Raw genomic sequence first — 14,865 nt, 5'->3', positions numbered from 1 at the left:
ATCATTCCTCCCTTGTTTTCTTACCGCTTACCTTTTGGGTAACACGGTCCAAAATAATAGCAACAATTACCACACCAATACCGCTTTCGAAACCGCTGCCGGTCTCCAAGCGCTGAATGGCCGACCAAATAATACCGCCTAAACCACGGGCCCCAATCATCGCTGCAATAACCACCATGGACAGGGATAACATAATGGTCTGATTGACTCCTGCCATAATCGTAGGCAGTGCCAAAGGCAGCTGCACTTTATAAAGCTTTTGACTTGGGGTAGAGCCAAAGGACTCGGATGCTTCAATCAATTCGGCCGGCACCTGCCGGATACCGAGATTGGTAAGACGAATAACCGGCGGCATGGCAAAAATTACTGTCGCCATCACCGCAGGCACATTACCTAAACCAAAGAAAGGTATTACCGGAATTAGATAGACAAACGCCGGCATGGTTTGCATAAAGTCCAGTACTGGTGACACCACGCGATTAACCACTTCATTACGCGAGGACCAAATGCCCAGCGGCAGTCCAATGAGCATGGAAATAAGGGTGGCGAAAAGCACCATGGCTAAAGTCTCAATAGTTTCCGGCCACATCTGCAGGTTCACAATTAATGCTAACCCAAAAATTGCAAATATCGCCACTCCCCTGCCGGCAACACGCCAGGCGACAACAACCACAAGAGCGATTACTAGCCAATAAGGAATAAGCATCATAAAATCCTGAAATTTAAATATCCCTGCCTCAACAACATTGGATGCTGCCTTGGTGATAAAGCTAAAGTTATCATCTAAAAAGTTGATAATAAACTCCAGCCACGGGCCCAGAGGCAACTTAGGAATCATCTACTGTTCCCCCCTTCCCTACCAACCCCGCTAGGAGGGCTCCCCGAATAATAACCCCCTTCAGTTTGCCTTTCTCGTCTACCACCGCTGCCGGTACCGACGAATTAGCCAGGATTGGGAATAACTCGGTTAGTACGGTATCTGGAGATACCTTAGGAAAATCTGTCCTAATAATATCATTTAAACTATTTTTATTCTGTTCCACAGACTTAACTGCATCCTCGGCCGTCACTACCCCTTTAAGCACTCTCTCCTTACCCACCACAAAGATACTGGAGATGCTGTGCTCTTTCATTAAGCGAAGTGCTACCCTGGGCCCATCCTTTTCCTTGGCGGTTGCTTTTGGTGAAAGCATAACGCCTTCGGCAGTAAGCACCTTTGACATATTCACATCTTCCACAAACCTGGCCACATAGTCGTTAGCGGGTTCGGTAAGAATCTCTTCCGGGGTGCCTATTTGAACCACCACGCCATCTTTCATTAAAGCGATTCGGTCACCAATCTTTAATGCCTCATCCAGGTCGTGGGTAATGAAGACAATTGTTTTACTCATTTTTTCCTGCAGGTCTAGTAATTCATCCTGCATTTCCGCTCTGATTAACGGGTCTAACGCGCTAAAAGCTTCATCCATTAGAAGTATGTCCGGATCAATAGCCAACGCCCGGGCCAAGCCAACCCGCTGCTGCATGCCACCACTGAGCTGATCAGGTTTATTGCTTTCCCAACCCTTTAGGCCTACCAGCTCTAACGCTGCCATAGCCCGCTCCTCGCATTCCCCCGCGTCAGTTCCTTGGATTTCCAAACCATATGCAGTATTTTCCAATACTGTTCGGTGAGGAAATAAGGCAAACCGTTGGAATACCATGCCCAATTTTTTACGGCGCACGTCCCGCAGCTGACCTTCATCCATAGAAGTAATATCCTCGCCGTCAATAAGCACCTGGCCTTTGGTAGGTTCAATTAAACGGTTCAAACAGCGAATAAGAGTTGATTTACCGCTTCCGGAAAGTCCCATCACTACAAATGTCTCTCCCTGATTCACTTCAAATGAGACACCTCTCACACCCACGGCCTGCCCCGTCTTTGCAAGAATATCTTCTTTACTCATACCCTCATTAATTAACTTGATAGCCTTTTGAGGGTTATTACCAAATACTTTAATAAGGTCTTTTATCACAATTTTAGCTTCTTCCATACCTTCTCTCCTTCCGGCACTAATATCCGGCAACTTAGCACACTGTACCAGTTTATGGCATATGTCAGGTTTGGTCAAACCTTCACAGACAAGCTGAGCAATTATTGAGCGTCTCTCCCACTCGCTAGCAATAATAGTTCCCAAATACCTGCCAATTATGTAATAACCCCCAGGGAATGTTCTTAAATGCTCCCACCTAAGGCTTATCTGGCCATGAAAGCACTATATATACGATATCAGGCTATTAGGAAAACCATATTTATCCATATTTCACTCTCAAAAACATAATAAAACTGAGCAAACGTGGGTCTGCTCAGTTCTATTCTTGGTTGATTATGCTGCTTAGGCCTTCTGACTACTGCCGAATAAACGAATTTTCTCTTTAATGACCTCTTTCATAGCTTCACGGGCCGGGCCCAGTATTTTGCGCGGGTCTATCTCATTGGGATTTGCCGCAAGTACCTCCCGAGTACGATTGACAAATGCCTCCCGCAGGTTAGTGTCGATGTTAACCTTGCTTACCCCAATCTTAATGGCCTTGGCGATTGCTTCGCTGGGTACCCCGGAAGAACCATGTAGGACAATAGGCACATCCACCAGTTGACGAACCTTCTCTAACCGGTCAAAATCTAATTTCGGCTCACCTTTATACTGCCCATGAGCAGTGCCAATGGCTATCGCTAATGCATCCACACCGGTTTTCTCCACAAATATCTTTGCTTCTTCAGGGTCGGTGAGGGATGCTTCCCGCTCACTGACTGAAACATCGTCTTCAGTGCCGCCTATTTTACCCAATTCAGCTTCTACAGAGACGCCTACTGCCCTGGCAACATCCAAAACCCTATTGGTCAGAGCAATGTTTTCCTCTAATGGCAGCTTAGAACCATCTATCATTACTGATGTAAATCCTTCACGAATGCAGCGCATCACCTGTTCAAAACTTGTACCATGGTCTATGTGCAGGGCAATGGGCACTTTAGAGCCTGCCGCAGCCACCCGAACCAGACCAACGATATATTCCAAACCGGCATACTTGATTGCCCCCTGGCTTGCCTGGATAATCACCGGGGCACTCTCTTCTTCTGCTGCGGCCACTATGGCCTGGACAATCTCCATGTTATTGCAATTAAATGCTCCTACAGCATATTTCCCTTTTTCGGCTTCCTGCAACAATTCTGTCATTGTAACTAATGGCAAGTATATTTCCTCCTTTAATACTTTATTTTTTCCCAGGGCCAAATAATTGTACCATGTTAGTTCGAACGATACCCCCGGGGGCCAACACCAGTTCTGCGAGACTTTCAACCTGGTGCCAATCATCCCCGTTTAAAGCAGCAATAGTTTCAGTGAGTTGACATGTTTCACAGCTTAGCTCCACATAATCAGGAAATACCTCTATTTCAACATCCTTGTTACCACAATGGCAGGACAGTTTTCCCTTTTCGGCTATATTATAAAGATGTTCCAAAATTTTATACATTACTTCGGGATTGTCGAAAAATTCGTCATAGCCCAATTCAGACGCCATCTGCGCAATGGATCGTTCCATTTCCCGCAGTGCCGCTCGTACTGCTTCCTTCCGGCCGGCAAAACCGGCTTCCAAATCGGTATCAGGACAAAATATGGCAGTAGCTCTTTCTGACCAAAGCATATTACGGCTAAAGGTGTACCCATGCCTTTCTGTACACATGCCGCAGGTAAAGTCCAATAAAAATACCTTTGCATCTCTACTGCTCAGTTTTCCTAACACAGTACCGCAATCGCAGTTCAACGGCACACTGTTCTTACCTGCAAATTGAAACAGCGAAACAGCATTATGCTCCATCTTCCCACATTCAGGACAACAAAGCGTAATAACCGTAGTGGTAGAAACCAGCATTTGACCACCCCCTTTCAGGTATATTTTACATTTTCTTGAAAAAATTATTCCCTTGTAAAAGTTCCATCCAATATCCCAGTAACAAGATTCCTTATTTCGTTGACATCAAAGGGCTTATTTATGTATGCTGTTATGCCCAGTGATTTTGCTTCAGTAATTATTTCTAATTCGCCATAGGCGGTCATAAAAATTATCGCTCCTTCAAAACCAGCTTTTTTTAGTTCTCTGGTAACTTCCAAGCCGCTCATGCCGGGCATTTTCATATCCAGCAAGATTAGCTCGGGAGTTGTAGAGCGAATGAATTCCATCCCTTCTTCTCCATTGTTTAACAAGTGAATTTCTCGGTCATCACTTCGAAGAACCTCTGCCAGCAGTTTGCGCACTCCATCTTGGTCATCAATAACTAAGATAATATGTTTTTTGCCCATCTGTGCCCCGGCGCTAACCAGGCTTCACCCGCCTTTCTACTGATGTCGTAAATCTGGTACAATTTTGACTCTGTCTATATGTTTTCGAAAAAAATCATCGAAGTCCTGCTTTGCACCAAAATTAGCCAAATAGAAAGGATGCTCCTTTTACAGCCCGGGTAAAATTGTCGCTGCCAGCACGAATAGGAAAAAGACAAGCGTAAGGATAACCGCAAAAGGTAATATTATTACCATGAATGCCTTAGCGGTGGTAATACCATGGCACTTCTCCACCGCAATCACATGGAGGATCAGACCCCAAACAAAAACTGCGATAGCTGCCAGAGTACTAACAAAAACTATATCTGTGCGAGCCCCGATAAAATTAAATATGCCGCCGAATAATCCCGGCAATGAGGCAAAGGAAAAGGCCGCAAGTAACGATACCCCGTTCCCCGTTCCGCCAAAAAGCTGAGCTGTAAGGTTTATCACTGCAGTGTTAACAAAAAGTAAGCTAATGCTGATTATCAAACCAAGCACCGCAAAAGCTGCCCCCAGACCCCGAAAGCTTCCATCCAGCCAAACGGAGGCTGAGGCCATGGTTTGAGTAATGCCCTGCCAGTTCAAGGCTAACTGCAGTGATTGGACAAAGAAGTATACCGCCAGTCCTTCTAAAAGTGGTATATTCTGATTGATTAGTTCCATACCTCTGGAAGGCTTAAGTAAAACAAGATAAATATAATCACTAAACCGAGGGTCCTTATCGATATCGGGTACCGAGGTGCCGGTATTAAGGGAAGACTCATCAAATTGCTGATAAAATTGGTGATAATCACTGGGCTCCATAGTTGTCACCCCATTGGTTCCCGGACAAAAAATCGGGGTTCAGCAATCGATAATCCGTTAAATAAAGACCGTGCAGCATCCGGCTGCTGCCACTGAGAAAGATGTCTAAAGCGGAGGGCTTACCGAAGGTTCTCACTTGAGGCGACCCCGTTATTCCCAACTTATCTGCCGCAAAATCGATGGCATCATAATAATTCCCCATGTCATCCACCAGGCCTAACTCCTTAGCCTGACGCCCGGTAAGAATACGACCGTCGGCCAACTCTTTTACCCGTTCCGAAGACATCTGGCGGCCATCTGCCACCACCTGTATGAATTGTTCGTAGATATCATCCACCATCGATTGAAGGATTTCCCGTTCCTGCTCCGTCAAATCTCTTGCAGGTGAACCCATGTCCTTATGGGGACCGCTTTTGATCACGTTGATATCCACACCAAGTTTTTGATAAAGTTCTTTTAACTGAGTGAACTCCATGATAACACCGATACTGCCGGTCATGGTCGCTTCGTTGGCAAAAATGTAATCAGTCCCGGAAGCAATCCAATACCCGCCTGAAGCCGCCGCATCACCCATGGATGTCACAACCAGTTTGCCGGTCTTTTGCAATTTTTCAATTTCCCGGCTGATTTCCTGACTGGCTGCAGCGCTGCCACCGGGACTGTTGACCCTAATGACCACTGCCCGGATGCTATCATCCCGAGCCGCTTGACGCAGCTGACTCATTACCGATTGTGAACCGACGGCACTGCCAAAGACTCCGGAACCGCTGTAACCTCCGGTTATTAAACCGTCTACGTGGATTACTGCTATTTCCTGCCCAGCCCTGCCGGGGCTGCCGGGAAAAATCACCGCCATAAGCAGCACTGCCACACTTATCAGCATAATGCCGCCCACTACCATTAAACGTCTCATCCCATCACTCCGTTTCTTCAGCCGGCTTATTATCTAGAAATACCCTGTCACCTGCCAAGTAATAGCGTCTTTCCAGATATCCGGCAGCTGTCACCCGACGCAAAAAGACATTAACTGTGTCTCCCGGCTTTAGGGGCGGATCAGTGCCAAAGTCTACCATGCTTAGCTGCATGCCCAACCTGCCTATCACCGGGTATGTTCTGCCATCAACATAAACCTGCTGTTGGGTATCAACCCGGCCAAGAAAGTTGAGGATAGTTTTGACCAACATTTTCAGCAGGTCCAGCCATGATTTGGCCCGACTGACCGCAGTAACCCCAAAACCGTCCGCCGTACCAAAAGGAATAATGCCAATAAACGTATCGCGCCGGGTAGAGTATTCCTGGCCATAACCAACCCCGGTACCCCGGGGCACCTTGCGCAGGTAAGTCACCTGACAGCGCGCAGACCATGGGTCCCTTATGTCCAGGTTCCCCCTGCCGCCGCCAGGATACTGCCCGTAAAGCAATGTTCCCACTCGCACCAGGGAACGGTGCATCTTAGGGTAATTTATGGTTGCTGTGCTGTTACAGCAGTGTACCAAAGGCACATCAATGTCTGCTTCTTCCAGCTGTTCCAATGCCGCAGTAAATTGATGATATTGCTTTTCGGTTACCCCGGATTTAGCGGCTCTGGGAAAATGAGTATAAATACCCTGCAGTTTCAGATGGCTGGATTGGACTATTTTCTCCGCCACCTCGGTCAACTGCCTGGAAAATACCCCGGTACGTCCCATGCCGCTTTCCACTTTCACATGAACCGAAAGCTCACTATCCAGGGCCCCGGCCCAACGGTTAAACTCCTCCACCTGGTCCTCACTGCTAACTGTCAAGGTGAGACCGGCAGAAATAGCTTTGTCTATCTCCTTAGTTAATAAAGGAGCAAATACCAAAATCGGCAGGGAAATACCAGCCTGTCTCAGGGTGATACCTTCATTTGCGTAAGTGACTCCAAACCAGTCCACTCCCGCCTCTGATAAGGCCTTGGCTACGGAGACCATACCCATGCCGTAAGCGTTAGCCTTAACCACCGCCATGAAAAGGGTTTCAGGGTCAAGCATTTCCTTTACCTGTCGGTAATTATGAATAATCTTATCCAAATCTACCTCAATCCAGCGCGTATCATCCATTGCCTATTTCCCCCGCAAGGTTTTCTTAAGGTTGATTAAACGGCGGACACCCTTATAATACACCGGTTCTGCCACATTCCAAAGGCTATAGTAAAGTTTGGAATAAACCAGGTCATATTCGCCGATAAACTGCACATAGTCACCGTTAAAGCCTTTTTTAAAACGATACAAACCATATAGCGGATTGTCTTCGGTAAGATGGCCCGGTACACCGCGAAAATCATATAGTGTGGAACCTTGCGCTTTGGCCCATTCAATCATTGACCACTGGAGCAGGTAATTGGGCATCACTTTACGGTGCTCGTTGCTGGATGCCCCATAAAGATACCAGGTGATATGACCCATGCGAAAGGCCAAAGTGCCGGAGATGGGCTTCCCTTGATAGTATGCCATAAACAATTTAGCCAGGCCGTTTTCCACTAGCTGGTCCCAGATGATTTCAAAATAATCATAGGAGCGAACCAAAAACTTGTCTCTCTCAGCCGTAACTTTAAGAATTTTGTAAAAATCCTTTAAATCCTCTTTGGTACAGTCATCCTTTACCTCCACTCCCCGGCGTCCTGCCAAGCGAATATTATAACGGGTCTTACTATGTAAATTCGCGAAAAGTTCCTCCATCGATGGAGTGATGTCCAGACGGAAAACATAACGGGGCTGCACTCCCTCAAATCCTTCCCCGGACCCGACAGGATGAAAACCTGTGTCTTGTAGTAATTGCTCCACCGCTTGATTGGGAGCAGCTATATCTGGGTCTATCTTTAAAAGTATTGCCCCATGTTCTTTAGCCAAAACTGCTATTTGTTCCAGTAAGTAGGAAAATAACTCTTTATTGCTAAAGTCTACCACCAGACCCCTCGGTGCATAGAAAATGGCCTTACCCATACCGGGCAGCCTTCTTTTCAGCAGAGACACCGCCGCCACTATTTCTCCCCCGTCTTCTATCACCAAGCGAAGCGGTTCCCAACCGGTGGCAGCCTTCACTTCACCCCATTGATAAGATTGGAGTATATGGCCTTTTGGATGTCCGGCAATAAATTGATTAAATTGGTCTTTGTCATTTTCATTTATAATCCTTCCCCTTAAAGTCAAGCTAATCCCTCCTGAGCTGCATGTTCCAAAAAAGATGCTTTCTGGTACTGGTTTAGTTTTTTCTTTCCCCGTAAAGCATATTCACTCCTGCTGAATAATGGATTTTTCGAAAATCTATTGCTTAATCGGTAAGGTTAAATTCACGGAACTCGTCCTCTAGCAGCCAAACGCATGATAAACGGAATCAACAGCGAATGCATTTGCCAAAATAAGTTAGACCGCTGATACTCGTTATAGTAACAGCGGCCTTTAAACTAAGATAAATGCCAATTTATTTCTCGCCAAATTTTTTCTCAATTGCCGCTCCGATAAAATTGCTAAATAAAGGGTGCGGTCTGTTAGGACGAGATTTGAACTCAGGATGAAATTGGGAGGCCACAAACCACGGATGGTCTTTTAGCTCGATGACTTCCACTAATCGTTCGTCAGGCGAGGTTCCGGAAATTACCATGCCAGCTTGAACGAACGCGTCCCTGTACGTATTATTAAACTCATATCGATGGCGATGACGCTCATAAATGATCTCGTCAGAATACGCGCTCTGGGTAAAGGTATCCGGTACAATTTTACATGGATATGTGCCCAACCGCATGGTGCCGCCTAAATCATCGATTTCTTTCTGCTCGGGGAGCAGGTCAATAACCGGATAATCGGTATCCGCATCAAACTCAGAACTATTGGCATTCTTCAGGCCCAGTACATTCCTGGCAAATTCAACCACCGCCAACTGCATACCTAAACAAATACCCAGAAAGGGAATACGGTTTTCCCGGGCATAAGTCACTGCCGCCACTTTGCCCTCAATTCCCCGATCTCCAAATCCGCCAGGAACCAAGATGCCGTCAACTTCGTTTAACATGCTTAAGGCGCCAGGTTCTTCTAAGTGGCCTGAATAAATCCACTTTATATCTATATTTGTTTGATAATGAATGCCGGCATGACGCAGCGCTTCAGCAACACTCAAGTAAGCATCCTGCAGCTCCACATATTTTCCCACCAAGGCAATGGTCACTTCGCTTTTTGGATTTTTGATCTTTTCAACAATCTTTTTCCAATCATCCATCGCCGGCTCTTGGGCCTTTAATGCGAGACGGTCGATGACTATCTTATCCAGTCCCTCACGAGCCAGTATCAATGGCACTTCATAGATAGAATCCGCATCCACCGCCTGAATTACCGCATTTTTGTCAATGTCGCAGAAAAGCGCTATCTTCTCTTCCATTTCTTTAGAGATAGGTTTCTCCGAACGGCAGACAATAACATCCGGTTGAATACCAATGCTGCGTAGTTCTTTCACACTATGCTGGGTGGGTTTAGTTTTCGCTTCCCCCGCGGCCTGTAGAAAGGGGACCAGGGTAACATGGATATACATAACGTTCTCCCGGCCTACGTCGCTTTTCAATTGGCGAATGGCTTCTAAAAAAGGCAAAGATTCTATATCGCCCACGGTGCCGCCAATTTCAGTTATGACAACATCGTTATTATGTTCCCGCGCCACACGATGTACTCTTTCCTTAATTTCGTTGGTAATATGGGGAATTACCTGAACCGTACCGCCCAAGTAGTCACCACGGCGTTCTTTACTTATTACTGACCAATAAACCTTTCCCGTGGTAACATTACTGCTTTTACTAAGACTTTCATCGATGAAGCGCTCATAATGTCCAAGGTCCAGGTCTGTTTCAGCACCGTCATCAGTGACAAAAACCTCCCCGTGTTGATAAGGACTCATTGTACCGGGGTCGATATTTATATAAGGATCAAACTTTTGTATCGCTATTTTTAACCCCCTGCTCTTTAAAAGACGCCCCAAAGAAGCAGCTGTAATACCCTTTCCCAGAGAAGAGACAACACCACCGGTAACGAAGATGTATTTTGGCATGGGAAAACCTCCTGTTCCGTCTTAAATTAACCTCATTTATTCTATCCCTTATCGTAATGCTCCGTCAAGATTGTTATCCAAGAGGAAACCCCAAAAGAACGGTCCGATCGGATAAGCGCCGACTGTATAGGCGCCTCACTAAGGCAGAAATCTTTTTCCTACCAGATATCCTAAAAAAATACCCACAATACCCATCACACCAGCCACTGTGGGTGGAGCGGGGACAGGTAATCGTAGAATGGCAAAGAGTAGGCCAACCACCATACCCGTCACTGCGGAAAAAATAATTTGCCACATAAAATTGCTACATCCTTTCAGGAGCAGAAACACCGATTAATGATAAAACATTTTTCAATACTATTCTAGCAGCGAGAACCAGGGTTATACGGGCATCACTTAGTGCCACGTCATCACCCAACACCCGACAGTGGCCGTAGAAGCTGTGAAACTGGCCAGCCAATTCATGGGCATAGCGCGTCAAGCGGTGAGGTTCTAGCGCCTGGGCCGCACCCGCAACTATTTCTGGAAACTCAGCCAGTTTACGCACCAATTCTAATTCCGCGTCTTCATGTAAGAGGGTAAAATCCACCCCGGCTGCATCAGGAATATTTCGTCCTTCTTCCTCCGCCTGGCGTATCATACTACAAATTCGCGCATGAGCATACTGAACATAGTAAACCGGGTTATCCTGGGATTGAGATTTGGCTAGGTCAAGATCAAAATCCAGGTGGCTGTCCGCACCGCGCATAACGAAGAAATACCTCGCCGCATCACGACCCACCTCTTCGACTAATTCACTTAGAGTAATATATTTACCGGTACGTTTGGACATCCGCAAACTTTCTCCACCCTGAAAGAGCCGTACCAGCTGCATGATCACGACCTGCACCTTATCCGGGTCGTATCCCAGCGCCTGCATGGCTCCTTTCATGCGGGAGACATGACCGTGGTGGTCGGCACCCCAAAGGTTAATCACCCATTTAAAGCCTCGTTCAAATTTATTGCGATGGTAAGCAATGTCCGCCGCAAAGTAAGTAGGTATACCATTAGAACGAACCAGTACCTCATCCTTTTCTTCACCAAATTCGGTGGCTTTGAACCAAAGAGCATTATCCTGCTCCACCAGGTATCCCTGCTCATTCATTCTTTTAATAGTTTCGTTGATCTCACCTGAATCATGGAGAGATTGCTCACTAAACCACATATCATACTTTACCCCAAACTGTCCCAACACTTCTCTAATAGCAGTTAACTTCTCATCCAGGGCATACTTTACCAACATTTCCCGCCTTAGCTCTTCATCTACGCTAAGATACTTGTCTCCCACCTGGTCAATGAAACCTTTAACAGTATCTATTATATCTGCGCCATGATATCCCTCGTCGGGAAAGGGTACATCCTGCCCTAATTGCTGAAGGTATCTCGCTTCCAAGGAACGGGCAAAATTTTCTATTTGATTGCCTGCGTCATTAATAAAAAATTCTCGACTGACATCATAACCTGCCTTTTTCAGCAGGTTGGCAATGGAATCACCCAGCGCCGCACCTCGAGCATTACCCATATGTAGCAAACCGGTGGGATTAGCACTGACGAATTCCACCTGAACCTTTTGTCCGGCACCTATATCACCGTTGCCGTAATCACAACCCCGGGCAATCACTTCAGGTACAACTTGATACAACCATCTGTTCTTCAACCGAAAGTTAATAAATCCAGGACCGGCAATCTCTAATTTTTCTATGTCATCCCCGGCAGGAAAATATTCTACAATTAGGGTAGCAATACTGCGCGGAGACATCTTGGCCTGCTTAGCCAACAGCATGGCCACGTTGGTGGCAAAATCCCCGTGCTGTTTTTCCCGCGGTACTTCTACAACAAATTCGGGTAATGTATCAAAGCTGATTTTACCAGCATCCCGGGCATTCTCCAAAGCAATATGCAGTTCTTTTACCAATTGGTTTTGAATTTCCGCAAAAAAGTTCACTTATATCCCGCCTGTGGCGGGCACACCTCCTTCAGGTAATGCCAATTTTCTACAAAATTCATAATTAGCTTAATACTTTAAACAAGATACTGTCAAGTAACTTGACAGACATTCTCAATGCAATTTTTCAGGGAAAATAAATCATTGTCTATCTATTATTACCCACTTCTAATCTCTCTAAAAATTCTCGGCAACAGGAAACCGCGGGACATGGTCCCGCGGTTTCCCTCTTTGGGTTAATTGCATTTATGACCGGTTAAACTTTCGGCCATAAAATCTTTTGCTTATTATTCAAACATCTGCCTGGTAGTATTAGCTTCAGCAGGGTTTTCATTCTTTTTTACCACGGGCAGGGTAGCAGCCCAAACGCCCCGAGCCGATCCCGATTTATCCCAGTCAAACAACATTTGTTTAGAGTCAGCAGACCAATCAACCCAGACCTTGGTTTCACCTTCGGAACCCGGCATAATACGATAAATACCGTCCACTGTCAGGTCTTCTTTTAAATAAAGAACATGCAAAACACCATTTGTATCAGTAAAAGCAACCTTGCTGCCGTCGGGTGACCATGATACCATCTCACCGCCGCCTATTTTAGTCAGTTGAGTAGCGGTGCCGCTATCTAGGTTAACCAGCCAAATGCCCTTATTCTCCAGGGAACCTTCCTTCATTTGGCCTGCATTTATTGCCAGCATCTTTCCGTCAGGATGCCATGCCGGCACCATCGACGCAGCGTCAAAGTCAGAAACCACTGCCCGAGGGTCACTGCCGTCCTTATTTACTACATAAATTTGATTGGTCGTCTCGCCCTCTTCATCGGTCATAGAGCGGAAATACGCAAGTTTCTCTCCATCCGGAGACCAATCAGGATTAGTCTCCACCGCCGGGGTCATGGTAACCACCCGATTGGTACCGTTAATATCAATAGCCATAATATCCACATTGCCGGACCGCGTAGTCAGATAAGCAATCTCGCCTTGAGATGACCATACCGGACTATATGCCCAAAAGTCTTTACTATCTTTTGCCCGCTCTACAGCCTTACCAGTGGTATCAATGGTCAGATTAGTACCTCTTCCCGATAAATCATCTACCCATATTTCCATATAACCGTTGCGGTCAGTTACATAAGCAATTTCCGAACGGTCGGGCGACCAAATCCCCCCACCATGCATCACCGGCAAACCATATTGCCCGGCTGCTATGGTCTTTCCGCCCTTACCATCAGCCGAAGTCCTCCAGACAGCATATCGTTCTTCACCGGCTCGACGTTGAGACAGGTAAACAATATTCCCATCTTTATCCCATGCAGGGTGAATATTATTCAGTCGGTTGTCCGTTATCATCGGAGTTAAGATAACAGTGGGAGAAACTGTTTCTACATCTATATCATCAGTAATTGATAATCTATCATCGCGGTCATCGGGGTCAGGTTTTGCCGGTGACGGTACCACTACATTGGGATCAGTGTTATTACTCTGTTTAATGCCTTCCTGCGTATCCGTCTTCTTTTGGCCTTCGTTACCCTTTGTCGTCTCTTCCTCATCAAGGATATCCCCAGATAGCTGCTGCCCGGGACCTTGCTGTGCGGGAGTTAATGCATTTAATTGGTTGCTGCCGTAGACAAATAAAACACCAATAGCAATAAAAATAACAAAATATGATGCCGCCAACAATACCCTTGTCTCCATGTCCAACATGGAACTGAGCCATCCCGCGACAGAAAACTTATTTTTAGGGTTACGCCTCTTTTGGACCGGGCTTTCCTCAACCTCAGGGGCACCGGGTATTTGCTGCATCACCATCCGGGTAAAATTCGCCGGTGGTTCAACGGTGGTGCAGTTCTCCTCCAGCAGCTCATTTACCCGCCGGGCCACATTCATTTCATTTTGGCAGGAAGGACACAGAGAGAGATGCTGATACAATGTCTTCTCTTGGGACTCAGTCAAATACCCGTCTATATAACTGTAAATGTACTGTTTAGTTTCCTGACATCTCATTTTGTCCCCCCCTTTCCAATACAATGGCCAGCTTCTTCTGCAGCAGCGCCTTCCCTCGATAGAGCCTTGTCTCCACCGTAGTCACCGGGACATCCATGGCATCAGATATCTGCCGGTAACTAAACTCTTCAAGATAGCGTAGCACTAACGGAATACGATATTTTTCCGGCAGTTGGCTGATAGCTTCTCGCACCAGCATCTGCGTTTCTTTAACCTCGCATTGGTCTTCCGGTTGTCCGTGGTCACCCGGCCTCAGCGGCGTAAAATCGATAATCTTTTCCAACGAAATCTCATTAGGAGCCTTCTTCCGCAATGCCGTGTAGCAATAATTGGTCGCTACCTTGTACATCCAGGAAAAAAACTTCCTGCTTCCATCAAATTTCTCCAGCACCTGATAAAGGTGAAGAAAAACTTCCTGAGCCAAATCCTGAGCGTCCATACTATCATTGGTTAGCCGGAAGGTAAGACTGTATATTTGTTTTTGATAGCGGCGAACTATTTCGGCAAATGCCTCTCGGTCCCCATTAAGACATAGTCCCACCAGCACTTCATCCATCAAACGATCCATGTATTACGCTCCCCGACTGGAATATTTGCATATAAATGCCACATAAAAATGCGGCTTTATATATAAATACTAACCAATCCGAACAAATCTTGCAAA

General features: G+C 46.2%; 14 protein-coding genes. All 14 read right to left on the bottom strand.

Annotated elements, in window-relative coordinates; translation table 11 throughout:
• Position 1: 1 nt before the first annotated feature.
• Complete coding sequence (locus MFMK1_RS02995; protein ID WP_366923681.1) at positions 2-838, bottom strand: ABC transporter permease; 837 nt, start codon at positions 836-838, stop codon at positions 2-4.
• Positions 828-2,033 (bottom strand): quaternary amine ABC transporter ATP-binding protein, encoded by a 1,206-nt coding sequence (locus tag MFMK1_RS02990; RefSeq protein WP_366923680.1) that lies wholly within the window; start codon positions 2,031-2,033, stop codon positions 828-830. Before MFMK1_RS02990 ends, MFMK1_RS02995 begins: the two co-directional genes overlap by 11 nt.
• A gap of 342 nt (positions 2,034-2,375) precedes the next feature.
• On the bottom strand, positions 2,376-3,230 hold the full coding sequence (locus MFMK1_RS02985) for a class II fructose-1,6-bisphosphate aldolase (RefSeq protein ID WP_366923679.1): 855 nt from the start codon (positions 3,228-3,230) through the stop codon (positions 2,376-2,378).
• A 22-nt stretch (positions 3,231-3,252) separates the two neighbouring features.
• Positions 3,253-3,912: a hypothetical protein gene (locus tag MFMK1_RS02980; RefSeq protein WP_366923678.1), complete on the bottom strand. Its 660-nt coding sequence runs from the start codon at positions 3,910-3,912 to the stop codon at positions 3,253-3,255.
• Between the two features lie 44 nt (positions 3,913-3,956).
• The gene (locus MFMK1_RS02975; RefSeq protein WP_366923677.1) at positions 3,957-4,340 is read right to left on the bottom strand and encodes a response regulator; all 384 of its coding nucleotides are present in this window, start codon (positions 4,338-4,340) and stop codon (positions 3,957-3,959) included.
• Between the two features lie 147 nt (positions 4,341-4,487).
• Positions 4,488-5,165 (bottom strand): YIP1 family protein, encoded by a 678-nt coding sequence (locus tag MFMK1_RS02970; protein ID WP_366923676.1) that lies wholly within the window; start codon positions 5,163-5,165, stop codon positions 4,488-4,490.
• On the bottom strand, positions 5,152-6,078 hold the full coding sequence (gene sppA / locus MFMK1_RS02965; RefSeq protein WP_366923675.1) for a signal peptide peptidase SppA: 927 nt from the start codon (positions 6,076-6,078) through the stop codon (positions 5,152-5,154). The genes MFMK1_RS02970 and sppA overlap by 14 nt, the downstream gene beginning before the upstream one ends.
• Before the next feature lie 4 nt (positions 6,079-6,082).
• On the bottom strand, positions 6,083-7,246 hold the full coding sequence (alr, locus tag MFMK1_RS02960; protein WP_366923674.1) for an alanine racemase: 1,164 nt from the start codon (positions 7,244-7,246) through the stop codon (positions 6,083-6,085).
• A gap of 3 nt (positions 7,247-7,249) precedes the next feature.
• Positions 7,250-8,335: a lipid II:glycine glycyltransferase FemX gene (locus tag MFMK1_RS02955; protein WP_366923673.1), complete on the bottom strand. Its 1,086-nt coding sequence runs from the start codon at positions 8,333-8,335 to the stop codon at positions 7,250-7,252.
• A 271-nt stretch (positions 8,336-8,606) separates the two neighbouring features.
• Positions 8,607-10,217 (bottom strand): CTP synthase, encoded by a 1,611-nt coding sequence (gene pyrG / locus MFMK1_RS02950; protein ID WP_366923672.1) that lies wholly within the window; start codon positions 10,215-10,217, stop codon positions 8,607-8,609.
• 138 nt (positions 10,218-10,355) lie between these two features.
• On the bottom strand, positions 10,356-10,514 hold the full coding sequence (locus tag MFMK1_RS02945; protein ID WP_366923671.1) for a XapX domain-containing protein: 159 nt from the start codon (positions 10,512-10,514) through the stop codon (positions 10,356-10,358).
• A gap of 7 nt (positions 10,515-10,521) precedes the next feature.
• Positions 10,522-12,201 carry an arginine--tRNA ligase gene (gene argS / locus MFMK1_RS02940; protein ID WP_428846285.1) on the bottom strand — a complete coding sequence of 560 codons (1,680 nt, stop codon included), beginning with the start codon at positions 12,199-12,201 and terminating at the stop codon, positions 10,522-10,524.
• A gap of 287 nt (positions 12,202-12,488) precedes the next feature.
• Entirely contained in the window at positions 12,489-14,201 is a 1,713-nt protein-coding gene (locus tag MFMK1_RS02935; protein ID WP_366923670.1) for a zf-HC2 domain-containing protein, read from the bottom strand.
• On the bottom strand, positions 14,182-14,769 hold the full coding sequence (locus MFMK1_RS02930; protein ID WP_366923669.1) for a sigma-70 family RNA polymerase sigma factor: 588 nt from the start codon (positions 14,767-14,769) through the stop codon (positions 14,182-14,184). The genes MFMK1_RS02935 and MFMK1_RS02930 overlap by 20 nt, the downstream gene beginning before the upstream one ends.
• Between the last annotated feature and the right edge of the window lie 96 nt (positions 14,770-14,865).

The organism is Metallumcola ferriviriculae, assembly GCF_035573695.1.
GTDB classification, from domain to species: Bacteria; Bacillota; JADQBR01; order JADQBR01; family JADQBR01; genus Metallumcola; species Metallumcola ferriviriculae.
Note: the sequence above shows the minus strand (reverse complement) of the source record. Positions and strands in the feature narration are given on the sequence as shown.

Excerpts from the sequence above, each read along its gene's own strand:
- MFMK1_RS02995 (WP_366923681.1), bottom strand. The coding sequence starts at position 838 with ATGATTCCTAAGTTGCCTCTGGGCCCGTGGCTGGAGTTTATTATCAAC.
- MFMK1_RS02990 (WP_366923680.1), bottom strand. The coding sequence starts at position 2,033 with ATGGAAGAAGCTAAAATTGTGATAAAAGACCTTATTAAAGTATTTGGT.
- MFMK1_RS02980 (WP_366923678.1), bottom strand. The coding sequence starts at position 3,912 with ATGCTGGTTTCTACCACTACGGTTATTACGCTTTGTTGTCCTGAATGT.
- MFMK1_RS02975 (WP_366923677.1), bottom strand. The coding sequence starts at position 4,340 with ATGGGCAAAAAACATATTATCTTAGTTATTGATGACCAAGATGGAGTG.
- MFMK1_RS02970 (WP_366923676.1), bottom strand. The coding sequence starts at position 5,165 with ATGGAGCCCAGTGATTATCACCAATTTTATCAGCAATTTGATGAGTCT.
- sppA (WP_366923675.1), bottom strand. The coding sequence starts at position 6,078 with ATGAGACGTTTAATGGTAGTGGGCGGCATTATGCTGATAAGTGTGGCA.
- alr (WP_366923674.1), bottom strand. The coding sequence starts at position 7,246 with ATGGATGATACGCGCTGGATTGAGGTAGATTTGGATAAGATTATTCAT.
- pyrG (WP_366923672.1), bottom strand. The coding sequence starts at position 10,217 with ATGCCAAAATACATCTTCGTTACCGGTGGTGTTGTCTCTTCTCTGGGA.
- MFMK1_RS02945 (WP_366923671.1), bottom strand. The coding sequence starts at position 10,514 with ATGTGGCAAATTATTTTTTCCGCAGTGACGGGTATGGTGGTTGGCCTA.
- MFMK1_RS02935 (WP_366923670.1), bottom strand. The coding sequence starts at position 14,201 with ATGAGATGTCAGGAAACTAAACAGTACATTTACAGTTATATAGACGGG.
- MFMK1_RS02930 (WP_366923669.1), bottom strand. The coding sequence starts at position 14,769 with ATGGATCGTTTGATGGATGAAGTGCTGGTGGGACTATGTCTTAATGGG.